Source organism: Acinetobacter sp. YH12058 (genome assembly GCF_013419805.1).
Lineage (GTDB): Bacteria > Pseudomonadota > Gammaproteobacteria > Pseudomonadales > Moraxellaceae > Acinetobacter > Acinetobacter towneri.
Window position 1 is genome coordinate 35,078 of record NZ_VOZL01000013.1, and the last position, 25,593, is coordinate 60,670.

At 42.9% G+C, this 25,593-nt stretch carries 23 protein-coding genes; 13 read left to right on the plus strand and 10 right to left on the minus strand.

The genetic code is table 11. The features are described from left to right. Positions 1–642: 642 nt before the first annotated feature. The 4 genes from mhpT to ppk1 all read left to right on the plus strand — a co-directional run bounded on the left by mhpT (position 643) and on the right by ppk1 (position 5,437). Complete coding sequence (mhpT, locus tag FTU09_RS09020) at positions 643–1,869, plus strand: 3-(3-hydroxy-phenyl)propionate transporter MhpT (RefSeq protein ID WP_131261231.1); 1,227 nt, start codon at positions 643–645, stop codon at positions 1,867–1,869. A 196-nt stretch (positions 1,870–2,065) separates the two neighbouring features. After that, complete coding sequence (locus FTU09_RS09025) at positions 2,066–2,467, plus strand: hypothetical protein (protein ID WP_131261230.1); 402 nt, start codon at positions 2,066–2,068, stop codon at positions 2,465–2,467. Positions 2,468–2,514: 47 nt separating this feature from the next. Continuing rightward, complete coding sequence (pncA, locus tag FTU09_RS09030; protein ID WP_104852749.1) at positions 2,515–3,141, plus strand: bifunctional nicotinamidase/pyrazinamidase; 627 nt, start codon at positions 2,515–2,517, stop codon at positions 3,139–3,141. 232 nt (positions 3,142–3,373) lie between these two features. Beyond that, complete coding sequence (gene ppk1, locus FTU09_RS09035) at positions 3,374–5,437, plus strand: polyphosphate kinase 1 (protein ID WP_131261229.1); 2,064 nt, start codon at positions 3,374–3,376, stop codon at positions 5,435–5,437. Between the two features lie 106 nt (positions 5,438–5,543). Here ppk1 and FTU09_RS09040 read toward each other — a convergent pair whose 3' ends face one another. Beyond that, positions 5,544–6,803 (minus strand): hypothetical protein, encoded by a 1,260-nt coding sequence (locus FTU09_RS09040; RefSeq protein ID WP_004974135.1) that lies wholly within the window; start codon positions 6,801–6,803, stop codon positions 5,544–5,546. A gap of 78 nt (positions 6,804–6,881) precedes the next feature. On the opposite strand from FTU09_RS09040, the gene serB reads away from it, so the two are divergent. The 3 genes from serB to FTU09_RS09055 all read left to right on the plus strand — a co-directional run bounded on the left by serB (position 6,882) and on the right by FTU09_RS09055 (position 9,528). Then, complete coding sequence (gene serB / locus FTU09_RS09045) at positions 6,882–8,102, plus strand: phosphoserine phosphatase SerB (protein WP_004974136.1); 1,221 nt, start codon at positions 6,882–6,884, stop codon at positions 8,100–8,102. Between the two features lie 401 nt (positions 8,103–8,503). After that, positions 8,504–8,839, plus strand: coding sequence for a ciprofloxacin tolerance protein AciT (gene aciT / locus FTU09_RS09050; protein WP_004974137.1), 336 nt, complete (start codon positions 8,504–8,506; stop codon positions 8,837–8,839). A gap of 209 nt (positions 8,840–9,048) precedes the next feature. Further along, positions 9,049–9,528, plus strand: a complete 480-nt coding sequence (locus FTU09_RS09055; RefSeq protein WP_004974140.1) for a hypothetical protein — start codon at positions 9,049–9,051, stop codon at positions 9,526–9,528. A gap of 62 nt (positions 9,529–9,590) precedes the next feature. Here the strand turns inward: FTU09_RS09055 and dtd are convergent, their stop codons facing one another. Beyond that, positions 9,591–10,031 carry a D-aminoacyl-tRNA deacylase gene (dtd, locus tag FTU09_RS09060; RefSeq protein WP_004974142.1) on the minus strand — a complete coding sequence of 147 codons (441 nt, stop codon included), beginning with the start codon at positions 10,029–10,031 and terminating at the stop codon, positions 9,591–9,593. Positions 10,032–10,265: 234 nt separating this feature from the next. Between dtd and pncB the strand changes: the two genes are divergently transcribed. The 3 genes from pncB (at position 10,266) to asd (ending at position 13,334) form a co-directional block, all read left to right on the plus strand. Continuing rightward, positions 10,266–11,471 carry a nicotinate phosphoribosyltransferase gene (pncB, locus tag FTU09_RS09065; RefSeq protein WP_131261228.1) on the plus strand — a complete coding sequence of 402 codons (1,206 nt, stop codon included), beginning with the start codon at positions 10,266–10,268 and terminating at the stop codon, positions 11,469–11,471. Between the two features lie 163 nt (positions 11,472–11,634). Beyond that, complete coding sequence (locus tag FTU09_RS09070; protein ID WP_180080029.1) at positions 11,635–12,477, plus strand: sulfurtransferase; 843 nt, start codon at positions 11,635–11,637, stop codon at positions 12,475–12,477. Continuing rightward, positions 12,474–13,334: an archaetidylserine decarboxylase gene (gene asd / locus FTU09_RS09075; RefSeq protein WP_096901498.1), complete on the plus strand. Its 861-nt coding sequence runs from the start codon at positions 12,474–12,476 to the stop codon at positions 13,332–13,334. The genes FTU09_RS09070 and asd overlap by 4 nt, the downstream gene beginning before the upstream one ends. Before the next feature lie 96 nt (positions 13,335–13,430). Here the strand turns inward: asd and phoR are convergent, their stop codons facing one another. The 3 genes from phoR to FTU09_RS09090 form a co-directional block, all read right to left on the minus strand. Continuing rightward, entirely contained in the window at positions 13,431–14,789 is a 1,359-nt protein-coding gene (gene phoR / locus FTU09_RS09080; RefSeq protein WP_178867065.1) for a phosphate regulon sensor histidine kinase PhoR, read from the minus strand. Positions 14,790–14,798: 9 nt separating this feature from the next. Next, a complete protein-coding gene (gene phoB, locus FTU09_RS09085; protein WP_004974162.1) occupies positions 14,799–15,509 on the minus strand; it encodes a phosphate regulon transcriptional regulator PhoB in 711 nt (236 codons plus the stop codon). Positions 15,510–15,980: 471 nt separating this feature from the next. Continuing rightward, positions 15,981–16,700: a TetR/AcrR family transcriptional regulator gene (locus FTU09_RS09090; RefSeq protein ID WP_179988766.1), complete on the minus strand. Its 720-nt coding sequence runs from the start codon at positions 16,698–16,700 to the stop codon at positions 15,981–15,983. Between the two features lie 211 nt (positions 16,701–16,911). Between FTU09_RS09090 and FTU09_RS09095 the strand changes: the two genes are divergently transcribed. Beyond that, positions 16,912–17,751, plus strand: coding sequence for an SDR family oxidoreductase (locus FTU09_RS09095; RefSeq protein ID WP_179990229.1), 840 nt, complete (start codon positions 16,912–16,914; stop codon positions 17,749–17,751). 26 nt (positions 17,752–17,777) lie between these two features. Here FTU09_RS09095 and FTU09_RS09100 read toward each other — a convergent pair whose 3' ends face one another. From FTU09_RS09100 to FTU09_RS09120, 5 genes are all read right to left on the minus strand, one after another. After that, on the minus strand, positions 17,778–19,145 hold the full coding sequence (locus FTU09_RS09100; RefSeq protein ID WP_096901501.1) for an MATE family efflux transporter: 1,368 nt from the start codon (positions 19,143–19,145) through the stop codon (positions 17,778–17,780). 105 nt (positions 19,146–19,250) lie between these two features. Further along, a complete protein-coding gene (locus tag FTU09_RS09105; protein ID WP_180080031.1) occupies positions 19,251–20,405 on the minus strand; it encodes a methionine aminotransferase in 1,155 nt (384 codons plus the stop codon). Between the two features lie 158 nt (positions 20,406–20,563). Further along, positions 20,564–21,892, minus strand: coding sequence for a DUF445 domain-containing protein (locus FTU09_RS09110; protein ID WP_180080033.1), 1,329 nt, complete (start codon positions 21,890–21,892; stop codon positions 20,564–20,566). Between the two features lie 18 nt (positions 21,893–21,910). Further along, positions 21,911–22,486 (minus strand): hypothetical protein, encoded by a 576-nt coding sequence (locus tag FTU09_RS09115; protein ID WP_180080035.1) that lies wholly within the window; start codon positions 22,484–22,486, stop codon positions 21,911–21,913. A gap of 45 nt (positions 22,487–22,531) precedes the next feature. Next, positions 22,532–23,071, minus strand: a complete 540-nt coding sequence (locus tag FTU09_RS09120; RefSeq protein WP_096901505.1) for a DUF924 family protein — start codon at positions 23,069–23,071, stop codon at positions 22,532–22,534. 318 nt (positions 23,072–23,389) lie between these two features. Between FTU09_RS09120 and gshA the strand changes: the two genes are divergently transcribed. Together gshA and FTU09_RS09130 are read left to right on the plus strand one after the other, a co-directional pair. Beyond that, entirely contained in the window at positions 23,390–24,967 is a 1,578-nt protein-coding gene (gene gshA / locus FTU09_RS09125) for a glutamate--cysteine ligase (RefSeq protein ID WP_180043508.1), read from the plus strand. Between the two features lie 18 nt (positions 24,968–24,985). Further along, positions 24,986–25,519 (plus strand): disulfide bond formation protein B, encoded by a 534-nt coding sequence (locus tag FTU09_RS09130; protein ID WP_004974176.1) that lies wholly within the window; start codon positions 24,986–24,988, stop codon positions 25,517–25,519. Positions 25,520–25,593 lie beyond the last annotated feature (74 nt).

The following is a 25,593-nucleotide window of genomic DNA, read 5'->3' on the forward strand; positions in this document are numbered from 1 at the left end:
TAGGATCAGCAGCTTGTTGTTCAAAATAAAAAAATAATAACCATCTCCTTTGTACCCAAATTTTCATTGGTATGGCGCAACGGTATCAGCGTTTTTTTAGCCACATGAGCAAGAACAAAGCGCTGCTTTGTTTGCTGCGCAAGGGGGCGAGCATATTTTTTGCTGCTATTGCGTTATGTGCCAGTCATTTAGAATGACTAAATTTCCTGTCTCATGCCTTATATCAGCTAAAAAATATGTATCGCCGCAAACATAGACAAATTGTCAACAGACCCTAGATATTTATATAAAAAAACGCTCAATTCAGAGCTTATAGCTCTTATATCTGAGTGTTTTAATCGGGATATTTTGATTTTTGATTCTTAAGAATAATAGCTTTTAAGTCTACATATGTTGTCGCTGACTTCTTAAATGGTGAGAAATCTTGCGCTGAATTTACTGCTTTAAGCGGGAAAATAGCGTGTAATTTGCCAGATTTATTGTTTTTTTCGCTATGTTTTTTTCTACATGCTGCGCAACACGTTTGCGCTGATCTGAAAAAATTCACTTTGGTCTAACACTTATTGATAGCTATTGCTGCAGTTTAAAACTGCGCAAGATGCAGGCTTTCACATGGCTATCTAATTCTAGTAGAGGGACCCAATGGATAGATCAACACAACATAGCGATCAGCGGCATGCGGTTATTACCGTCGCGATCTGCTTTTTAATTGCAGTGATTGAAGGTCTGGATATTCAGGCAGCAGGTATTGCTGCGGCAGGTATCCGTGAGCATTTTGGTTTAGACAGCTCGCAGCTTGGGGTATTTTTTAGTGCGGGTATTTTAGGTTTATTGCCAGGTGCTTTGGTTGGCGGACGTTTTGCAGACCGTATTGGTCGTAAAAAAGTATTAATCTGGTCTACAGCAGTCTTTGCTTTATTTACCTTATGTACGGTGTGGGTGAATAGCTTTGAAAGCCTATTGGCGGTGCGCTTCTTGGCAGGTGCGGGTTTAGGGGCAGCCATGCCAATTTTAATTACTTTGGCATCTGAAGCTGTTTCGCCACAAAACCGTGGTCGTGCTGTGGGCTTGATGTATTGTGGTATGCCTGTGGGTGCAGCCATTTTATCTTTAATTGCCAGTACAGATTTTGGCTCAAACTGGAAAAACATTTTCTATTTGGGTGGTTTGCTGCCATTTATTGTCATTCCATTGATGATGTGGTTATTGCCAGAATCACGTGAATTCTTAAAAGCACAAGCGGCAGGTAAAGATGTCACAGCACAAAATGCTGCGCCAAAAGCATCTTTTAAAGATTTGTTTAATTCACAAAACTTATTGCGCACCTTATTTATTTGGGTGAGTTACTTCTTTACCTTGATGGTGGTTTACATCATGTTGAGCTGGTTACCATCTTTATTTATGGAATTAGGTTTCTCGCGTAAAGAAGGCAGTACTGCACAGTTCTATTTCATGGTGAGTGCGACAGTCGGTACTGTAATTTTGGGTATGCTGACCGACCGTTGGAAAAAAGCCTACGTGATTTTATTGATGTATGGTGGTATTTTGGCAGGTTTATTTGCTCTAAATGCAGCGGGTTCACTCATGCAAATGTATATGGCTTCAGCTTTGGTCGGTGCTTTTGTGATTGGCTGTCAGGGCGTGTTATATGCTTTTGGTAGTATTGTCTACCCAACCGAAGTACGTGGTACTGGGGTCGGTGTTGCCTCTGCTGTTGGTCGTGTAGGCGCAATGCTTGGCCCTGCTATTGCAGGTCAGTTGTTGGCAGCAGGCTTTGGTGCGGCTGGGGTTATTTCAGCAGCCATTCCATGTATTATTATTTCAGCCATTTTCATGTTGTTATTGGTACGTCGTATTCAAACTGTTTAAAAGGATGAGAACAGTTGAAAGACCAAATAGCCTGCACCTGCAGGCTATTTTTTTGTATGTTGATCGCTGATTTTTGAGAGAAAATGCTCGAATGAAGTGTGACAAGTACTGTCGCAAAGCTGCCTGTTCTACTGGGTGGCAATGACGCAAGCAGGGTATAATAAGTCCTAAAAAACAGTAAATATAAGAGTATCATTTGAAGCAGAAAAAATTGATTGCAGAATTTCAGTTGGATCAACAGCAGTTTTCGCTGTATCTGATTGAATATGAATTTATTTTAGAACTGAAACGCCATTTTCGAGCAACACGGACTTCTCCAAAACAAAACGCGTGGCTGGCATTTGCCGATCAAGCTACTTATGAAGATGTCAACGCAGGTATTGATGCCTTTCAGGTGATGCGTTTAACCCGACAGCATTTGGTCAATTATTTAACTCGGCATCCATTGCCTTATTTTTATTTTCATGCCGCGACTGCACGCAAAGCCAAAATCTATCCACGTTTTGTACGGCAATTATTGTTACAGCTACCGAACTATCAACATTGTGCCGAAAACGATTCTTTTTATTTTTATCAAAGCGATACAACTCAGACTTAAATTTCAGCTATGCTGAGGGTAGCGTTTAAGATGGGAAAGGAAACAGCATGCAGCAGCTGAATAATGCCTTGATTGTGGTTGATGTGCAAAATGGTTTTTGTCCAGGAGGTAATTTGGCGGTTGCAAATGCCGATCAAATTATTCCCTGCATTAATGCGTTGGGACGTGTGTTTCAGAACATTGTGATCACCCAAGACTGGCATCCTGCAACGCATGTGTCCTTTGCTGCCAACCATGCAGGCAAACAGGACTATGAGCAGATTCAGCTCAGTTATGGCGAGCAAGTGTTGTGGCCTGTGCATTGTGTGCAAGGCACAGCTGATGCTGAATTACACCCAGATCTAGATTTGCCTACAGCACAATTGATTATACGCAAAGGTTTTCACGAGCAAATAGACAGTTATTCTGCCTTTATGGAAGCAGACCGCAAAACCACCACAGGCTTGGCGGCCTATTTAAAAGCCCGTGAAATTGATACGGTTTATATTGTGGGCATTGCCACCGACTTTTGTGTGGCGTGGACGGCAATAGATGCCTGTGAGTTGGGTTTTAGCACCTATGTGATTGAAGATGCCACCAAAGCGATTGATTTAAATGGCTCTTTAGAACAAGCATGGCAACAGATGTTGGCACAAGGAGTACAGCGAGTACAAAGTCAGCACTTACTTGGCTAAAACTAGATAACGAACTGGCCGCGAAAGGGAAGGGCGAAATCTTCCTTTTTTCTATAAAAATAGATTAAATGTAAAATAAAATAAATAAAAATCAATTTTTTACATATACTCAATTTTGACGAAATGTTCTGCGATTGATTGTGGGTGTAACATGATTGTCATAATCTCTACCTACCATGCCTTGCACAGAGGCGAAATAAGCAGACTGTCTTAAAAACAGCATAGAGAAGATATGGAACACTTTCAGCATTCATCTGATACTTATTTTAATCGTGAACTCTCTTTAATTGAGTTTAACCGTCGGGTCTTGGCGCAAGCTTTAGACCCAGAGTTACCTATTTTAGAGCGACTCAATTTTTTAATTATTTTTTCACGTAATTTAGATGAGTTTTTTGAAATTCGCGTTGCAGGTTTAATGAAGCAACTCGATTTGAATGCCATTACCCGTACCCCAGATGCCATTCCGACTGAACAGGTCTTGGTAGAACTGTCTGATAAAGTGCATCAGGCGGTGAAGCAGCAATACGACACTTTAAATTATGCCATTTTGCCGCAGCTGCAAAGTTTAGGGATTCACTTTATTCAATACCATGACATTGTGGATAAACATAAAGCGTGGATTGCCGATTATTTTGCCCGTCAGGTACAGCCTGTTTTAACGCCAATTAGCCTAGACCCATCGCATCCATTTCCGCGTTTGGTCAATAAAAGTCTGAACTTTATTGTCAGTTTACAAGGCAAAGATGCTTTTGGACGTGAAATTGAAATGGCGATTGTGCCTGCGCCACGCTCTTTGCCACGTTTAATCAATTTGCCAAAAGAAGTGGCAGGTAGTGCGACTGAACATATTTTCTTGACTGCGATTATTCAGCAGCATATCAATGATCTGTTCCCAGGCATGAAAGCCACAGGTTGCTATGCGTTTCGAGTGACCCGCAATGCCGACCTGATTTTGGCCGAAGATGTCGATGATTTGGCAGTTGCCTTAAAAGATGAATTATCGTCACGTCGTTTTGGGCGTGCGGTACGTTTAGAAATTGAAGATGATTGCCCGCAAGATATTATTGATTATTTGCTCAGAGAGTTTGATTTAGATGAGCAGCAATTATATCGGATTAGCGGGCCGATTAACCTGTCGCGTCTGACCAGTAGTTTTGACCGACCTGAATTGAAATATCCACCTTTTGCACCTGTGATTCCAAAAATATTTCGGAAGCAAAAACCGATGTTTGAGATTCTGAAAAAGCAGGATGTGTTGCTACATCACCCATTTGACTCTTTTCAGCCGGTGATTAATTTACTCAAAGAAGCGGCGAAAGACCCAAATGTGTTGGCGATTAAGCAAACGCTGTATCGTAGTGGCCCAGATTCTGAAATTGTGCAGGTACTTGCAGAAGCCGCACGTAATGGCAAAGAAGTCACTGCCGTGATCGAGCTACGCGCACGTTTTGATGAAGAATCCAACATTATGGTCGCCAACGTCTTGCAAGAGGCAGGCGCAGTGGTGGTGTATGGCATTGTCGGCTATAAAACCCATGCCAAAATGATTTTGATTGTGCGTCGTGAGCAAGATCAGTTGGTGCGCTATGTGCATTTGGGTACAGGCAACTATCATGCGGGCAATGCACGTATGTACACCGACTATGGTTTGATGACCACACATCCTGATATTTGTGAAGATGTGCATCGGGTGTTTCAGGAACTCACAGGCATGGGCAGATCGGCAAAATTAAAAAACTTGCTGCATGCACCATTTACCTTGCACAGTGAATTGCTCAAACTGATTGAACAAGAAATCGGGTTTGCACAAGCAGGCAAAGCTGCCCGAATTATCATTAAAGTCAATGCATTGACTGAGCCTGAGTTAATTACGGCTTTGTACCGTGCTTCGCAGGCAGGGGTACAGGTCGATTTAATTATCCGCTCGATTTGTTGTTTGATTCCAAAAGTGAAAGGTATGTCTGAGCGTATTCATGTCCGTTCGATTGTGGGACGCTTTTTGGAGCATACCCGCGTGTATTATTTTGAGCATGGTGGTGCAAAAAAATTGTACTGCGCCAGCGCAGACTGGATGGGGCGCAACTTATTTTCACGGGTGGAAACTTGCTTCCCTATTTTGGATGAGAAAATTAAACAGCGTATTGTAGAAGATGGCTTGCTGAGTTATTTGCATGACAATCAAAATGCGTGGGAGCTACAAGCCAATGGCGAATGGCAGAAAGCTGCTGTGGTGGGGCAGGCTGCTGTACACAATGCGCAAATGTATTTGGTCGAGCAGAAGCAGTTGAATGTGTAAATTGGGCTGCAGTAAATGGATGTGATCTAGCATCTGTGAGTATAAAAAACCTGAGTATGTGTGCATACTCAGGTTTTTATGCTTTTAAGGCATCTCATGGATTATTTTAAGAAGCTCTTGAATGTTTGCCTTTTAGAATTTCAGTTCGCAGGCTTTGCGCCAACTCAGCCGATTGGCTGTCCATGCCATTAACCATAAAGGCATGGCGCATCAGCACATTGGTCGGATTTGGCATACTCACCAATTCATAATGCGTAGACAGTTCATCTAGTAATTCATTCGGTAAATGCACTGCATTTTCACGAGCAGATAATTGATGCACCAAACGCTCTGCTGCCTGCACTGCAGATAACTGCATGGCTTCGACTGCGGTTGATAAACCACTGCGAGTTTGCAACACAAAACGCTTTTCTTCACGATAACGCTTATACAGCACTTCAGACAATAACTGGAACACCGTGCCAATCATGGCCATACAGGCTGCTGCATTTGGTGTATTGGCTGCAATACTGAGTGTTGCGCCATCTTCATGGAATGGTTGTACTGTTTGAATGTCGGAACGGTTTAACTTGTAGTGTTGTACGCACAGTTCAATGCTTTTGTTCAGGAAAATCTGACATAAGCTAAAATAAGGCACAGACACACTTTGCGTGACCGTGTCTAATAATTGTTTCGGGTCATAAAACTGAATATTCAGCGCAATGTTGTTTTGCTCTTGGCTTTGCTCAATGGCTTTGTTTGCTTTAGGCGACATCACAGGTTTAGGCTGTTGCTGTGCCTGCGCAAGTGCCAAAGCCGTTTGATGTTTTTCTTGTTCAAGGGCTTGCGTCAATAATTGTAATTCGTGTTTAAGGCGAGATTCATTATTAATGCGTGCTAAATATTCACTACGACTTGGACGGGCAATCGCGCGATAAGCCAACCATAACAAGCCATGAACCAATAATGATAAAAGTGTCGCTAACCATTGGGTACGCAGAATTTCACCAATACTTGGCTGAATTAAGGTAATTTCAATGCTGCCGACTTTCTTTTCATTGATGATTGCATCGCGGACAAAGACTTCACCTTCACGGGTACGTGACTGTCCACCTGTCGCCAAGACCTGATTTTGCGCATCTAAAATACGAATAGAAGCAATGCTTGGATTGGTGGCATAACGATTCACCAATAATGCCAGTGATACTGTATTGGCAGGTTCCAGCTCAGAAAGGCTGTCTGTGACCAGTTGGCTGGTCATTAACTGCCCCTGATTGGCGCGGTTTTCATTTAATTGGTGTGTTGTTGCAAGCACCAATAAAAAGGTGTGAAAAGCAAAACTTACAATCAATAGGCTAGCAAATAGCCCTTGTCTAGGCGCATTCAAGGTAAAACTTCCAAGGCATTTATATTCAATTTAGATTATGATTCTCACAATAGTTGTAGCTCAGACCCGAGTCAATTCATGCGAGAAATCATTCTTATATCATTTTTAGGACCTGACCAACCTAATCAGTTTACTCGATTAATGCAGGTATTGTCCGCTCATTCCTTACAAATCTTAGATGTTGGCCAAGCTGTTATTCATAATCAACTGACTTTAGGTATTGTTGTTGCATCAGAAGACCAGACTGCAACTGCTTTAGCCATGAAGGAGATTCTGATTTTAGCACATGATATTGGCTTAACTGTGCGTTTTAAACCAATCTCTGCAACTGAATATGAGCAATGGGTCAAAGAAGGCGGTCGTACCCGTTATATCGTGACTGCACTGGCACCAGAGCTGAATGCCTCACATTTACAGGCGGTCACGCATATTGTATCTAGCCAAGGTTTTAACATTGAAACTGTAACCCGTTTGTCGGGTCGCCCACAGCTTAATGTAGCCGAAGATGAACCTAAACGTGCTTGCATTCAGTTTGGATTAAGTGGACAAATGCTAGATGCAGTTGCCATGCGTGCTGCGTGTTTAAGCCTGTCGAATGAACTGAGTGTGGATGTCGCGGTACAAGAAGACAATGCCTACCGTCGTAACCGCCGTTTGGTGTGTTTTGACATGGACTCAACGCTCATTGAACAAGAAGTGATTGATGAGTTGGCGATTGAGGCAGGTGTGGGCGATCAGGTGGCGGACATTACCGAACGTGCCATGCAGGGTGAACTGGATTTTCAGCAAAGTTTCCGCGCGCGCGTAGCATTGCTCAAAGGTTTAGATGCTGCTGTGTTGCCTAAAATTGCCGAACGTCTGACCGTGACCGAAGGTGCTGAACGCCTGATTTCAACCCTGAAATCTTTGGGTTATCGCACCGCTATTTTGTCGGGCGGTTTCCAATATTTCGCAGAATATCTGCAGGAAAAATTGGGGATTGATGAAGTGCATGCCAACATTCTAGATGTGGAAAATGGCATGGTTACAGGCGAAGTAAAAGGTCACATTGTGGATGGTGCGCGTAAGGCATTATTGCTACGTGAACTGGCAGACAAAATGGGGATTTCTTTGGAACAAGCCATTGCGGTGGGTGATGGTGCGAACGACTTACCAATGCTTTCTATTGCAGGTTTAGGTGTGGCGTTCCGTGCTAAACCGTTGGTACGTCAAAACGCCAATCAAGCCATTTCAAGCGTGGGCTTAGATGGTGTGCTGTACTTATTGGGCGTGCATGACAAAGACTTGAACCGTGCCTAATATGACAATTCAATGAAAAAAACGCAGCAGTCATGCTGCGTTTTTTGTTTGTATAATCAGCAGATAACGATGAACGGTAAACAAAAACTGTCGATAAAAACCGCAACAGCATTGAATGAAAAAAATATTTTTTAAGGCAAAAAAATAAGGTGTTTTTTTGTAATGACACGCGAATAAAGAGCTAGCTTAGCTTCCCGAAAACTACAAAATTTAAAAAATGTAATGACAATATAATATTGCGACAAGGTGTGTCGCTTTATAAAAATACAAGTCTTTTTTTATCTAGAAAACGCAGCATAATGCAGACATAGAATTTAAATCGACATCCATTATTTATTTAAACGGTATTTGAAGTCGCAGACCAATTCAAAAAGAGGCTGCATCTTTAGACGGAGGTTTTTATGCTAACAGCGAATTTAGCGACCATTGTAGGCTTAAGCCTCGTCGCAGCTGCGTTGATTGCTGTTTTCTTTTCGCCTTATCGTCGCTGGTTAAACTTTATGTTGGCAGGTATGGTGTTTTGGGGTTTATTGGAAGTGGTGCGCTACAGTGTGCAAAGCGTATTTGAACTGCCAATTACCTACAGTTACTTGTCGGCAATTTTCTTGGCGATGACTTTGGTGACTTTATTATTATTACGAGAAGACCGTCGGGCAGAGCGTGCTTTGGCAAAACGTCGCTATATCGAACATACCCCAGTCTATGAAGACGATCAGCAGCAGTGCTCAAGCCGCTAAATCGTACAGACTAAATTCAAAAACTTTAAAAAGATGCAACTGGTTTGCATCTTTTTTGCTTTATCTGTACGGCAGTTTGCGCCATCCAAACAGCGACAAAATTTTAACACCCTCCTAAAGATTGTTATACAAAGCCTTGCAGCAAAAAGCGGGAGTTGTGATAGGATGAGTCTGTTCATTATCCAACAATTACAATAGGCTTCACTGTCATGAAACTTTCTGCAATTCCTGTGGTCAAACTTCCTTTGGTTGATGTCAGCACCGATCCACTTGACCTTCTCGTGGCAGGTTTGGCATTGCGTATGAAACAACTGGCACGTACCAGTCCAAAATTTATTGAGTTGGTGCATGAACGCCAGTTCCGTATTCAAATTGGCACAGACTTGGGTATGGCGCGTCAAATTATTGTCAACAATGGACATATTGACACTGTGGCGGGCGATGCAGAAAAAGCCGATTTTATTTTGCAGTTTGCAGACAGCGAGCAAGGCGTAAAAACCTTAATGAAAGGTGATCCAACTGCATTTATGACAGGCATGCAAAATGGCAGCATTAAAATGGAAGGTGATTTTGGCTTATTGGTGTGGTTTAACCAAGCAGCGAAATTGATTCCACCTAAACTACCAAAACCTGTAAAAGAAAAAATTAAAATGGCACGCCAGTTTATTAAACAAAAAACGGGTAAATAAGCTGCTCAGACCCAAACAAAAACCTCTGATCAATTTTTGACAGAGGTTTTTTTATATGTGATTTACTCGACTTCCAAACAAAAAGTCACAGGCCCGTCATTTACCAAATGCACTTTCATATCGGCAGAGAAAATACCTGTTTCCACCCTGTCAAACTGACTTTTGGCATAGTCCACCAATTGTTCATACAGCGCTTTGGCATCGTTTGGGGGCATCGCAGGGCCAAAATCAGGACGTAAACCTTTTTGAGTCTGTGCCATGAGGGTAAATTGTGAAACCAATAACACACTGCCATTGGCCTGACTGACATTCCAACCCATTTTGCCTTGTTCATCATCAAAAAAACGATATTTTAAAATTTTATCAATCAGCTTTTTGCCTTTCTCAAAATTATCGTCTTTGCCTAAGCCCAAAAATACCAAAATACCCTGTTGAATCTCGCCAGTGATTTCACCATCGACCACGACTTTGGCTTCAAGAACTCGTTGTAATAATGCGCGCATGGGGGACTAATTTTCTCAGTGTGGGGGATGGCTGCAGATTGTAGCAAACTTAGGCACTTTGGCGTGCATTAACATCAATCACGAAAGCATCAGAACGGTAGCTGCCCGCAGAGAGGTAAAATATCTTGGGAAGGCTACACTTCAGCAAAGTTGTAACAAGATTGTCGATAAAAGCCCTTTTTTGCTGAATAAAGTATGCTTTAATGCAAGAAGTACCGCGAAATGATGATCCCTATGACCCCCATTATTCAATCTCTGCTCGATACTGATTTATATAAATTCACCATGTTACAGGTGGTGCTGCATAAATTTCCGCAAACGCACAGTGTGTATCAATTCCGCTGCCGTAATCTTGAAGATACCGCGTATCCACTGAGCGATATTTTAGCTGAGTTGAATGCGCAGCTTGATCATTTGTGTCAGTTGAAATTTAAAGAAGATGAATTGCAGTATTTGCGTAATTTACGCTTTATTAAAAGTGACTTTGTCGATTATTTAGAATTATTTCAGCTCAAGCGTCGTTTTATTCACGCCAGTATTGATGCGCAAGGTCGTTTGGATATTCGGGTAGAAGGCCCGATGGTACAGGCCATGATGTTCGAGATTTTTGTCCTGGCAATTGTCAATGAACTGTATTTTCAGCGCATCCGTAATGATGAGGTTTGGGCAGAAGGTGAGCGCCGTTTACAGCAAAAAATTGCCCTGATTCAAAGTTACCAACAGCAGCAACTGCCTGAAGATCCACCATTTTTGGTTTCAGATTTTGGTACGCGCCGCCGTTATAGTTTTGCATGGCAAAAGCACGTGATTGCGGCTTTTCATCAAGCTGTACCTGAAGTGTTTCGTGGTACTAGTAATGTACTGTTGGCTAAAGAATTAGGCATTACCCCAATTGGGACAATGGCACATGAGTTTTTACAGGCATTTCAGGCGCTAGATGTACGTTTACGTGACTTCCAAAAAGCCGCACTAGAAACTTGGGTGCAAGAATATCGGGGTGATTTAGGCATTGCCTTGACTGATGTGGTCGGAATGGATGCTTTCCTGCGTGACTTTGATTTGTATTTTGCCAAGTTATTTGATGGCTTGCGACATGACAGTGGCGACCCGTATGTGTGGGGCGATAAAGCTTATGCACATTATAAAAAGCTAAAAATTGACAGTAAAACTAAAATGCTGACCTTCAGTGATGGCTTAAATGTCGAAAAAGCATGGGCCTTGCATCAGTATTTTAAAGACCGTTTTCAGGTTAGTTTTGGGATTGGTACCAACTTAACCAATGATATGGGGCAAACTGCGCTGAATATTGTGTTGAAATTGGTGGAATGTAATGGTCAGTCGGTGGCGAAATTGTCTGATAGTCCGGGTAAAACCATGACCGATAATGACACCTTCTTGGCATATTTACGCCAAGTTTTTGAAATACAAACGCCTGTTTAAAACCTGAGCTACTTGAAAAAGCCGAAGAAAATCTTCGGTTTTTTTCTAGATTAAAGCATGTGATTGTTAAAATTCTGCGAAATTTATGAAAAAAACAGCATGCCATCAAAAATGACCTATACTAAGTTAAAGTTGATTGCCAAACAGACTGAACCGCATAAAAATGAGCACTTCTCCATTCAATTTTGGACTGCTGATTGAAGCAGAAGATTTAGTTCCCTTTTTAGGGCATGAAAAATTGCGCATTGTCGATTTGAGCCGCAATTCGGTGTACGAGCAATTGCATCTTCCGCATGCTTTGCAGGTCAAACCGAGCATGTTGCTACGTCAGGATGAAGATACGTCGGGTCTATTGCCTGAACCCGAGGCTTTACAAGACTTGATTCAGTATTTGAGTATTTCCCCTGAGCATCATGTGGTCGCCTATGACGATGAAGGCGGCGCATGGGCAGGGCGTCTGATTTGGAATTTGCACTGCTTAGGTTTTGAAAATACCAGTTTACTGAATGGTGGGATTCACGCATGGTTGGTAGCAGGTTTTCCAACCACTTCTGAGGTTGAACCACTAACACCCGTCAGCACGCTTGTTTCTGTTGTTGAGCAAAATCAGTATCGAATTCAATATGATGAGCTATTAGAAAAGTGCCAAAACCAGTCGGTGCAACTTTGGGATTGCCGCACCATAGATGAATATACAGGGCTGCGTTTGGCTGCACGACGCGGCGGTCACATTCCTGGGGCATTGCATTTTGAATGGAGTACTGCCCTTAATCGTGAAAATCATTTAAAATTGCATCCCTTAGAACGCACACGACAGCGTCTGGAACAACTCGGATTCAATTTAAACGAACCTGTAGTGGTGTATTGTCAGTCACATCACCGTTCAGGTTTGGCCTACATTTTAGGGCGTTTATTGGGTTGGAAAATTCAGGCCTATGATGGTGCGTGGAGTGAATGGGGCAACCGCCCTGACAGTCCTGTTATTACTGGAGAGTTGCCGTCTTGAGCCTCACATCACGTTTAAAAAAACAAATTTTCATTCAGGCACAACGCGTTGTGCCACAACATCAATTATCACGTGTTGTGGGTAAACTTGCAGCCAGTGAGCATCCTGTGCTCAAAAATGCGGTGATCACTGCATTCAAGGCGCAATACGGCATTGATATGTCTTTGGCAGAACAAAGCAATGCCTTGAAATATAAATCTTTTAATGAATTTTTTACCCGTTCTTTAAAGCAGGGTGTGCGGGAAATTGACAGCAATCCGAACAGCATTGTATCGCCTGCAGATGGGGCGATTTCACAGTTGGGTAAAATTGAAGATGGGGCAATTTTTCAGGCCAAAGGTCAGCAATTTACTGTTGAAAACTTAATTGCCGACCCGCAATTGGCTGAACCATTTAAAAATGGTCAATTTGCAACCGTGTATTTATCTCCGCGCGATTATCACCGTGTACACATGCCTTTTGCAGGCACACTCACCGAAACTTTATATGTGCCAGGTGAGTTGTTTTCTGTCAATCAAACCACAGCCGAAAATATTCCGGGTTTATTTGCCCGCAATGAGCGCATGGTGTGTTTGTTTGATACCGAATTGGGTCGTATGGCGGTTGTTTTGGTGGGTGCCATGATTGTGGCGGGCATTGAAACCGTGGCGACAGGCAAAGTGAAACCATCAGGGCGTTTGGAGCTGAATCAGCACCAATTATTCCTTGAAAAAGGTGCAGAATTAGGACGTTTTTATTTGGGTTCAACCGCGATTGTTTTGTTTGAAGAAAATAAAATGCAGTGGGATGCTGAATTCAAAGCCAATTCTGTAGTGGAAATGGGGAAAGCCCTGGGACATATCGTTTCTGCTGAATAAAATATGTGAATAAAGAAATAAAAAACGCCAAAGTAATTTGGCGTTTTTTTGTTTTTTAAATCTGTAATTTATTGTCTATTTTAGCTCAACCAGCGCTTAAGTTTCGTAATACAAACGCTCTTTTGGGAACACGACTTTAAATATAGAGCCTTGATTTTCTTTAGATTCGACTTCTAAGTGTGCATTATGCTGCATCAAAACGTGCTTCACAATTGCTAAACCTAAACCAGTACCGCCTGTTTGTCGGCTACGTGCGCTGTCTACACGATAAAAGCGTTCGGTTAAGCGTGGTAAGTGTTTCGGATCAATCCCGATGCCTGTATCTTCCACAGTAAAATAACCTTGATTGCCATCATCATGCCAGCCAATGGTAATCGTCCCACCTTTCGGGGTATATTTAATCGCATTGGTGATCAGGTTGCTAAAGGCACTGGCCAATTCTACATCTGAACCAATCAGATCATAATGACTGTCAATATTTAAGTTGAGCGTATGTCCATAATCGACGTTATAGGCATGTGCATCGTCAAATAATTGATTCATTAAACTTGGCATTTCAATAATTTGATTTTTGGCGATGGTTTTTTCATTTTCCAGACGCGACAGCAGCAGCAGGTCATTTACCAAAGCGTTCATGCGTCGGGTTTGTGACTGCATTTGCTCAAAAGCACGTTTCCAACGCGGGTTAATATCTTCCTGATCGGTAAAGGTTTCGATATAACCACTCAGCACCGTTAGCGGAGTGCGTAATTCGTGTGAAATATTATCGACAAAGTCTTTACGCATTTGTTCTAGGTTATGCATACGCGTCATGTCGTAAGCAAATAACAAACGGCTATCGCCACCAAACTGAGTCATTTTGACTTGCACATATTGCCCTTCATGCACGCTAGATTTCATTTTTAAACCGTCAGGTGCTTGATCAATATGATTAAAATATTCAATAAAACTAGGTTGGCGCAAAATAGTGAGGATGTTGCGTCCACGGTCTAAAGGCTGAATACCCAATAGCTTTTCAGCAGCAGGGTTCCACCATTCAATTTGATGATTTTCATCAATCAGCATCACGGCTTCATCCAACGCCACCAATGAAGACTGGGCGCGATCAATCAACCCGACCATTTCGGCCTGAACGATACGTTCCTGACGTTGTGAGCGATAAACATTGAACAGTAATGCACCCCAAATACCATGCAGATTTGGCGGCACATCATAAGGACGATTGGAAATCCAATCATTAACTAAATAGAGGGAGCGCATTTGCTGAAGAAAAAACAGCAAAAAGGCGAGGCTAATACAAATCCAAAAATACCCAATCCCAAAACCAATCAAGCTTGCAATAATTAGGAAAAAGGCCAATAAACGAAAATCTTGTTTGGCAAAAGTCCATAAACTGCTGTAACGAACTTGTTTGAGGTCACGGGCGAGTTCAGGGACTGGGTAAGGTTCGTACATAAAATAATTTTAGCCTAAAGCAACATCCGCACGTGTCGAGAAGCGATAGCCTGTACCACGTACCGTTTGTACAAAACGGTCTACGCCATACGGTTCTAAAACTTTACGTAAACGACGAATATGCACATCAATAGTTCGGTCTTCAATATATACATTGCCGCCCCAGACTTGGTCAAGCAATTGCGCTCGGGTGTAAGCGCGCTCTGGGTGCGTCATAAAGAACGCCAATAGACGATATTCGGTTGGGCCCATTTCTAAAATATTGTCACCAAAACTGACACGCTGGCTGACTGGGTCCAAAATTAAACCGTTGGCATCAATAGTTTTTTCACCGCTTAAGGCATTGGCACGACGTAAGACCGCTTTAATACGTGACACCAGTTCACGGGTCGAGAACGGCTTAGTCATGTAGTCGTCCGCGCCAGCATCTAAACCTTGAACTTTGTGATCTTCTTCGCCACGTGCAGTGAGCATAATCACAGGAATTTCAGCAAGGTTGTCATCGCGTTTTAGGCGACGGCACAAGTCTACACCGCTGACACCGCCTGGCATCATCCAATCAAGCAAGATAAGCGCTGGACGTTGATCGACAATCATCTGATGAGCTTGTTTTGCATCTTCTGCTTGTAAGCACTGAAAGCCTGCCATATCTAAAGAGGTATGGATCATCTCCCGAATTGGAAGTTCGTCATCGACGATTAAAATGTAGTCATCTTTCACAACGCAATATCCTATAGATGTTAACGGTGGACCGTTTTATTTATGACAGGCTTATTACAAAGATTAATTATGACAGTATCATTGCAGAAAGGGTTGAATGGGCTATTTTTGCAATAATTTGTGACAAAATAGTGTCGATTTGATGAAAAAACTGAACAGGTTCAGTCAAAGTAAATAGGGTCTGCTGACACTTCGTCTATGTTTGCGATGACGCATATTTTTAGCTGATATAAGGCATGAGGCAGGAAATTTAGTTATTCTAAGTGACTGACTCATAACGCAATAGCGGCAAAAAAATATGCTCGTTCCGAAGGACTGTAGCTAAAACTTTCTCAGATTGCGTTATGAAACTTGGCAATAGACCCACTATTCCCTGCCTGATCTGCTCAGTTTTAGCCTACAGCGCAAGCCATTTATGAAATGTCAGCAGACCCCTCTGAATTTGAAAAATATTATGAATATTTTTCGATTTTATGACAATGTCGAAGAATCTTTCACAAAAGCTTGCTCTTTTTCCGAAAAGGTCTGTAATAACGATAAAAATACAATACGGCAAGAAGACAAGACATCTTCCATGGATTGTTTGAAATCGCTCATCACCCAGCGAATCGCAATTTGGGTGACATAACCATTTAAGCCTGTCGCTACCAGTGAAATTTCTCGGTTGGGGCGGTCTAAATGCGGCATCATCAGCATGACAAAGGCCTGAATCATGCGGTCAAAACGCGACATAGTTTCGTGAATGGTGGCTTGGTTATGTAGTTCTTGCACCAGCATGGCATCAATATAAATAATACGTGCCATTTGCGGGTTATTTTTTAGCGTGGTCAGTAAAGCAGTCAGTCCTGCATCAATCATTTTTTTCGGGTCGGTGGATGCTTGCATAATGGCTTGCATGACATTTTGCTGCAATTCATCAATCAGTTTTAAAAAAATAGTCTGAAATAGTTCTTCGCTTTTTTTAAAGGATTCGTAAAAGTAACGCTCGGTCAGTTTGGCTTCGGTACAAATATCTTTGACAGTCACGGCAAAAAAACCATGCGTACCATAGGCCTGAATACCCGCTTCAATCAGTTTTTCCCGACGTGCCTGTTTGCGTTCAGTTAAAGACAGACCTTTAAACTGACGTTCTTTTTGTTGTTTCTGGGGCTGTTGTTGTGTATCTGCGTGGATGGGCAGTTGTTCTGTCATCTTCACTTGAGCCAAATAAATTCGTTAATGGGTTTTATATTAGCAATAATTATCTGTTAAACCTATGTTTTCATATTTGTTTGCGATATTCGTTTTGACTTATATTGACAATAGTTATTGTCAAAATTATATTGAAAGCGATATAACTGCACAGCCCTACAGAAAAACAAGCAGGTCTGAACTGTGCAGGCAACATACTCAAGGAAACCACATGAAAAATTTTAAAAATAAAGTTGCCGCAATTACAGGTGCAGGCTCGGGGATTGGACAGCAACTGGCAGTGCTTTTGGCACAGCAAGGCTGTCATTTATCGCTTAGTGATGTGAATGAACAAGGTTTGGCCCAAACTGTAGACTTGTTAAAAGACAGCAATGTGCGTGTGACCATTAAAAAGGTGGATGTATCTCAACTGGAGCAAATGCGTGCTTGGGCGGCAGAAACTGTGCGAGACCACGGCTCGGTCAATATGATTTTTAATAATGCAGGCGTGGCTTTGGGTTCTACTGTAGAGGGTGCAACTTACGAAGAGCTGGAGTGGATTGTGGGGATTAACTTTTGGGGCGTGGTATATGGCACCAAAGAATTTTTGCCTTTAATCAAACAAACGGGAGATGGTCATATCATTAACATTTCCAGTTTATTTGGTTTAACTGCACAGCCAACGCAGTCGGCTTATAACGCAACCAAATTTGCGGTGCGCGGTTTTACCGAGTCTTTGCGTCAGGAATTGGATTTGGAAAATTGTGGTGTGAGTGCGTTGAGCGTGCATCCAGGCGGGATTCGTACCAATATTGCCAACAATGCTAAAATGAACGACAGCATGCGCACTTTGGGCATGAATCCTGAAAAATCGGCACGTGCTTTTAATAAATTATTGCGTTGCCCGCCTGAAGAAGCGGCGCGCCAAATTTTAGAAGCGGTACAAAAAGACAAGCGCCGTTTATTGATTGGTAATGATGCCAAAACTTTGGATTTAATCCAGCGTATTGTTCCAACGGGTTATCAGAAAGTTACCGCATGGGCGACTAAGTTGGGCAAGAAACGCGGTTAATCTAACTTACAAATATAACAGACCATTCAGACCAAAACCTGAATGGTTTTTTTCTTCCAGACAAATTGATAATACGCACCTTGACCGATGCACAGACTCACAAATGCCAAGGCATAGGCATACCAAATTCCTTGCAAACCCCACCACTGACTGAAGAAATAAGCACACGGTACTTCAATTAAAACAATCGCTAAAATATTGATGATCATTGGAACATTGACCGTGCCACTGGCGCGCATAATGGAGGCAAAAATTGCACTGGCACCAAAAAATAAAATGGCCCATAACACAATAAATAAGAGCTGCTGACCCAGTACCACCACCGCAGGATCGGTAATAAACAACGCCATCAGATATTTAGAAAATAAATAACCCAAGGTGACTAAAATACCTGTAATCAGCAAATTCATGCCTAAGGCTGTACGGGTCACTTTAGCCAGTAATTCGGCTTTGCCTGCACCAATGGCTTGTGCAGCAAAAATTGAAGCGGCAATTGCAATAGATAGCGCAGGAAATTGAATATAGTTCAACACCTGATTAACTGCGCCATAGGCGGCAGTGGCCTCAGCACCATGCCGATTGACCAAACCGACAATCACCAAACCTGCCATAGAGGTAGTGACCATTTGTAAGCCTGTGGGAATCCCTAAGCGTAAAATCACCTTGCTTAAATTGGGTTGATGCCGAATTTGACGTAGTAGATGCACATCCATTTTTAAGGGATGATTCTTTTTATTCAGGTAAATCACCAAAAAAATTAAAACAGCCAGATAGCCCAGAATGGTGGCAATTGCAGGGGCAATAATGCCCAAGCGAGGAAAGCCAAAATAACCTGCAATCAGGATGGGGGTAATCACCAATCCCATTAAACTAGTCAAACTCAGGGCAATGAGTGGCGTAAGGCTATCGCCCACTCCACGTAAAATAGAGGTATAAATAATATAAACAAACAGCAGTGGGCTGCCTGCCAACATCCATTGCACATACGGCAGGGATAGATGCATCACTTTAGGGTCTGTGCCTAATAATATTAAAATTTGTTCGGCAAAAATCACCCCCAAACAGGCAATGAAACTGCCGCCAATTAGGGTCATAAATAAAGTCGAACCGACAATACAACGCACTTTTTCGACATTTTGTGCGCCCCACGCTTGCCCGACCAACACGGTCGATCCTGCCGAAAGCCCAATCACAAAGGCCATCAGGCAAAAAATAATGGGAAAAAATACCGACACCGCAGCAATGGCTTCCACACCGAGCATTTGCCCGACAAAAATCGTGTTAATGGTGCCCGAAAGATTTTGCAAAATATTGGTGGCAATCAGTGGCAATAGAAACACCAAAAAGGTTTTCCAAAGCTGAGGGTGATCGACCAGTGCCTGAGGTCTTGCCATGCCAAATCCTGCGCTTCAATATGCGGTTGTTTGAAATTTCACCCTAGCATGATTTGGTCATAAAAAGCCTTAGCTTTTCAGTAACTCAGTGGCATTTGTTGCCGCTTAAATTGCCGATAAAATTTCACCTGCACGCAACAGGGTTTCGGTTTTTTTAGCAAAGCAGAAACGGATTAAACGTAAATCATCGGGTGGGGTTTGATAAAATGCAGACACAGGAATACCGACAATGCCGTGCTCCTCGGCTAGAAAATGGCACATATCGACAGCATTTAAGCCGGGACGGATATTGCTGTAATCTAAATTTTGAAAATAAGTGCCTTGTGCAGGGCTGAATTGAAAGCGTGAATTGGCAATGCCTTGATTAAACAAATCACGTTTGTCCTGATAAAACTTTGCCAGTTCTGCAATATGTTCAGGGTGCTGCTGCATATAATTTGCCAAAGCCACTTGCACAGCGCTAACTCCGCAGAAATTAATAAATTGATAGGCTTGGCGAAAGAGCTGCATTAAGGCAGGTGCAGCCGCACAGTAGCCTGTTTTCCAGCCTGTGACATGAAAAGTTTTACCAAAGGAACCCACGACAAAACTGCGTTCCCTAAGCTCAGGAAAAGACAGTGCAGAGCGGTGTTGATGCGCATCAAAGACCAAATGTTCATAGACTTCATCGGACAGCACCACAATATTATGTTCCTGAATAACATCAATTAAATGCTGCCAATCTTGCGCTGACCATACTGTGCCTGTGGGGTTATGTGGTGTGTTGATGATGATCATGCGGGTTTTGGCATGAATCGCATCTTTGACCATATTCCAGTCCACCTGAAAATGTGGAGCCTGCAGCGGAATATGAACGGCTTTTGCACCCAACAATTTTACACAGGGTGCATAACTGTCATAACTTGGATCAAAAATAATGACTTCATCGCCTGCCTGCAGCACGGTTTGCATGATGCTAAAAATAGCCAGTGTTGCCCCTGGGGTGATGGTAATTTCACTGATCGGGTCAAGCATTAGCTGATCACGCTGTAAAAATTGCTGTGCCAGTTGTTCGCGTAGTGGCAAGTAACCATCGCCCAAAGGATATTGATTGAAGCCTGCGTGTGTGGCTTGGCTTAAAGCATCCAGTAATGCTGCAGGTGGGGGAAAGTCGGGAAAACCCTGCGATAAATTTAAGGCATTCAGTTGTTGTGCCAAGTTAGACATGGTACTAAAAATACTCAGACCTTGAGCAGGCAGTTTCGCGTGAATATCGAGCATAGTGGGGTTCTGGTTGTGGCAGCAGCTTGTTTTACATCGTAGCGTTTTCAGGGGGGAATGCAAATGGGGTAAAGGGTGATGATGTGGCTTGAATAGATCGTTCGAGGCGTTATTTTTGATTGAACACCTCAAGATCGACTTATCAAAAAAATTTCATCTCAAATCAACTCCACCAATGCCCGAATAACCCCCAATCCTAGACCAATAAATGCACCTACGACCACACCATTGACTCGAATCATGTGTAAATCACCACCCACTTCGTTTTCAATTTTGCCAATCATTTCGCGTGAGTCCCATTCATGAATACGCTCACTAATAAAACGAATCACTTTTTCACTATATTGATCAGACAAATTCACCGCAATCGTACTCATTTTTTCATTCAGTAACTGACGTACTGCGGTATTGGCAATAATATTTTCACCGACTTGCTGAATTGCAACACGCAGGTTTTGCGCAATTCCTGAATCAGGTTTTTGTAAATCTTCCTTAATCGCATTGCAGAGAATGACCACGGCACCACTGATAAAACTCAAGACTTGTGGGCTGTCTAACAGGGCATTTTTAGTGTCATTTAGGCGCAGACTGGCACTGCTGTTGTTATCTGCCAGTTGTAACATGAGTTGCTGCCCAGCCTCTTCAATTTTTTGTCGCCAAGGATGTTCAGGGTCTGCCAGCATGGATTCGACCCGTTGCAGTAAAGAATCTATAGTGCGTTGCTGCACATCAATTCCAATCCAGCTCGCACCTTTGGCCAGTTTCCACACGCCAAGTTCTTTAAATAATTGACGGGTCAATTCACGGCTTTTTTCAGGATGTTTCAGCATCCAGTCATGGGCAAGGTCTAAACCGCGTTGCAGCACATCCTGATGAAAGTCATTTTCCAAAACCGCACGCAGCATTTCACTGGCCAAGTGGTTGACCTGAGTATTGCGAACCCATTGCACACTGTTGCTTTGAATAAAGCGCCCAATTTGTTCTTGCCCGACAAATTCAAAAATTTTCGGTACAGTTTGCTGAATGACTTGGGTCACTTGCGCATTATTTTGTGGATTCGCCAACCATTTGCCCACGGATAAAGATAAGTCAGTGCTGTGCAGGCTTTTTTGTACCACTTGGGGCGATAAAAAGTTTTCCTGTACGAAACGCCCCATCGACTCGGCAATACGGTCTTTGTTGCGTGGAATAATTTCGGTGTGATCACGTAAGAATTTAGGAATTGGCATTTTGCCAAAAGGATTGCGAAACAGCACCGTAATCGCATACCAGTCTGCCAGACCACCGACCACGCCTGCTTCGGCAGACAGCATTAGTATGTGAATCAACCACGTATATTCAGGCAGTAATTTTGCGGTCAGCATTAATGCCAGCCATGCCAGCACGGCAATCACTAAAGCAATGGTGGCAAAGCGTTTACTGCGTTGCAGGCTCGGAGAGCTATGCTGCGAGCTGCTCGCTAAAGTGTGGTCAGACGCTGTATTCATGCAGGCATCCTTATCTCATTAGGGCGCGGCAGGGGCAGAGGTTGGTGGGGGTAATGGTTGTCCTGTGGGACTTAAACCATATTTTGCCCCCAGTGATTGTAAAATTAGGCTCGCATCAAAGGCATCTTCAGGTGCAGATTTTTGATCTTTAAAACACTGAATGGTGTAAGACACTTGAGTCGGATCGAGGGTCACCACTTGCGGCATATCATAGAATGGGTCAGGCCAGAATGGTGCGCGACGATGATAATATCCATACGGCGAATAGCTATACGGATAGTAACTTGGTGCAGGGTAAACCACGGCTTGTCTAGGTGGTTTCTGGCTACGGTTACTCGGATCATCTAAAACTTTAAAAAAGCGAAAACCGTGTTGCAGCGTGGTTTGTGCTGCTCTCACCAAAGTAATTTCTTCTGCAGTGCCAAAACTCATGTTATGACCCGCTAAAAAACTAATCCGATAGGTTTGCGCATTCAGTGGTGTGGTGCTGTATTGCCCCAACTGCTCAAAGCTGAGCGGTTTAGAGGATGTCGTGGCACAGCCTGTAAACAGCAAACTGCTGGCAAGGGCAAGACCGAGTAGGGAATATTTCATGTGAAAGCTCCTGTACACATCAACCAGCCAAGACAAGCTCGCCAGTTAGAAACTGCTATTGGGTTGGGTTAAAAACTCAAGTTCTTCTGCACTCGAAGGACGTCCCAACACCTGATTCCGATGTGGATAACGTCCAAAACGGTCAATAATCACTTTATGTTTCAGTTCATAGCCCAACACGGTGGGGTCATTCAAACTTTCAAACAACGTTAATGCGACTTCGTGAATACGTTTGGATTCACTGTGCATAAACGGCATATATAGAAAACGACGTTCGGTTGGGTTTAAGTCCTGATCCAATTTTAAGTGAATCATTTCTTGTGCCAACACCAAGGCCATTCCATCTTGGGCAAAGGCACGCGGGTCATTACGGTATAAATTACGTGATAATTGATCTAAAACAATGATTTCAGCCAAACGACCTGCGGGTGTTTCGCGCCATGTCCATAGTTCTCCTTGTGCCGCTTGTTGCAGTACATCGGTAAATTTTTCTGCAAGCACGGCATCAAATTCTGCGCTTTTGACAAACCAGTTCGGTTCTGCAGCAGGAGAAAACCAAAAATCTAAAAAATCTTGATAATTCATACGCTTTATTATTTACCTCTGTTCTTTTGATTATAAAATCACAAATTTAGCATGTCTTATAGTGCAACTTTGTGATAAAAAATTGCCAAATTAAAATTTATTGACGTTGACCACTTTATAAAATGTCAGCATGCCCCAAAATCATCATTTTGTTAGAAAAAACAGCCCAAGCGCATGTGCTGATGCCAAATCAAGTTATACTTGAACGGTAGCAATTTCATCTCAGATCATCTGCATGATAGAGAAAATTGCCACCGACCCAAAATCAGCCTGTGGTTTATGTCGTATTTGTAGTGTATTGGATTAAGCGAGAGTGTAATGAGTCAACCCGAACCAAATGCGCAAGATGTTCTACCAACATGGGTAGACGCTGCGTTGCTTCAAGGGATGTTGCGCGGGATTGAACGCGAAAGTCTGCGTATGCAAAGCGATGGCTTCTTGTCGCAGCAAGCACATCCTCAAGCCTTGGGTTCGGCACTCACACATCCGCATATTACTACGGACTATTCCGAAGCGTTGATGGAGTTCATTACTCCACCGCAAAGCAGCATTCAACACGCGCTTGATTATTTGCGAGATATTCATAGCGTGGTGCATCAACACTTAGGCGAAGGTGAAAAACTTTGGCCGCTGTCGATGCCGTGTATGCTCGATGAAACCGATGACGGTATTCCACTGGCGCAATATGGCAGCTCCAATATTGGGCGCTTTAAAACCTTGTATCGCCGTGGTTTAGGTGTGCGCTATGGTCGCCGTATGCAGACCATTTCAGGGGTGCATTATAATTTATCCTTCCCTGAACATTTATTTGCCGCCTTGCAACAACATGAAAGTGATGAGCAGCTCAAAGCACTGAGTTTGCAAGATTATCGTAGTCATCGTTATTTAGGTTTAATTCGTAACTTTATTCGTTTAACGCCATTGGTGATGTTTTTAGTCGGTGCAAGTCCATCGGTTTGTCAGTGTTTTATGACGGGGCGTGAACATCATTTGTTGCCGTTGTTAAGAGGCACGTTGTATTTACCGTATGCGACTGCGTTGCGTATGGGTAACTTTGGCTATCAAAACTCGGCGCAGAAAAAACTTGGTATTCATTACAATGACTTAACAGGTTATTTAGATGGTTTGCAAAAAGCCGTGAAAACCCCGTACTTGCCATTTAGCCGCTTAGGTTTAGATGATGCTACGGGTGAGCCAATTCAAATTAATGACCATGTGCTGCAAATCGAAAATGAGTACTACAGTTTGGTGCGCCCAAAACAAGTACCACAAGAAGGTGAAACCCCATCTCAAGCACTTGCCAATCGTGGTATTGGTTATGTCGAATTACGTGCGGTAGATGTTAATCCGTATAGCCCAATTGGGATAGATGAACATACCGCAGGCTTTTTGGAAGTCTTAGCATTGTATTGTTTGTTGCAAGACAGCCCAGCCTTGTTAGATGCGGAACAAAGCATCATCGAAAAAAATCAGGCCGAAGTGGTCAATCGTGGGCGTGCGCCAAATGCGCACATTCAAGAGAGCGATGTTAAAACCCCAATTGAAGCGTGGGGACAGCAGTATGTCACCGCCATGCAACCTTTGGCTGCTTTACTCGACCAAAGTTATGCGACGCAGCTGTATTCTCAAGCTTTAGAACGCATGATGGTGCGTTTGCATGAAGTCGATGAAACTCTGTCGGCACACATGATTGCCGATACTATTCGTCATGGTGGTACGTGGGGCTTTGGCAGTTATATGGCGCAGCAACATGCACATGCGTATGAGCAACATGCGCTGCGTCCTGAAACACAAACATATTTTGATGAAATTGCAGTGCAATCTATTCAGCAACAACAACAACTTGAACAAGCACAGGGTCTGAGTTTTGCAGACTATGTCGCACAATATAGATAACAGCTCAGAGATTTAAACATGCAATTGAGTTATCGTCTGCTAAGTGGTGTTTTATTTTTAGCCAGTGTCATTGGGATGACATTTGCATTGTATTTAGAGCATGTGCAAGGTTTAGCGCCGTGTCCACTGTGCGTTTTTCAGCGGGTGGGCTTAATTGCATTGGGTTTGGTTTCACTGATTGCTTTTGTGCATAACCCTAAATCTAACGTGGTTAAGCGTATTTACGCGCTGTTCGGCAGTATTGGAATTTTATGGTCAGTGGGTGTGGCAGCACGGCATGTGTGGCTGCAAAACTTACCGCCCGATCAAGTGCCAAGCTGCGGTCCAGGGCTAGATTATTTGGTAGATGCTTTACCCATGAAAGCTGTGTTGCAACAAGTGCTGTCGGGTTCAGGTGAATGTGCTGTGATTGATTGGACGTTCTTGGGGCAGTCTTTACCCGTGTGGTCATTGCTGTTCTTTAGCGTGTTGGCACTCATCAGTTTATGGCAATTGCTGCGTAACTATCCGTTTGTGGCATCGACTACATTTGGCAAAGTGAAGAAAAAATAAATTCGGGCTACTTGCTCACTGAATTGATAAAAATGCGTCATCCATAAAATTGCGATGGCGCATTTTTTTTGTGT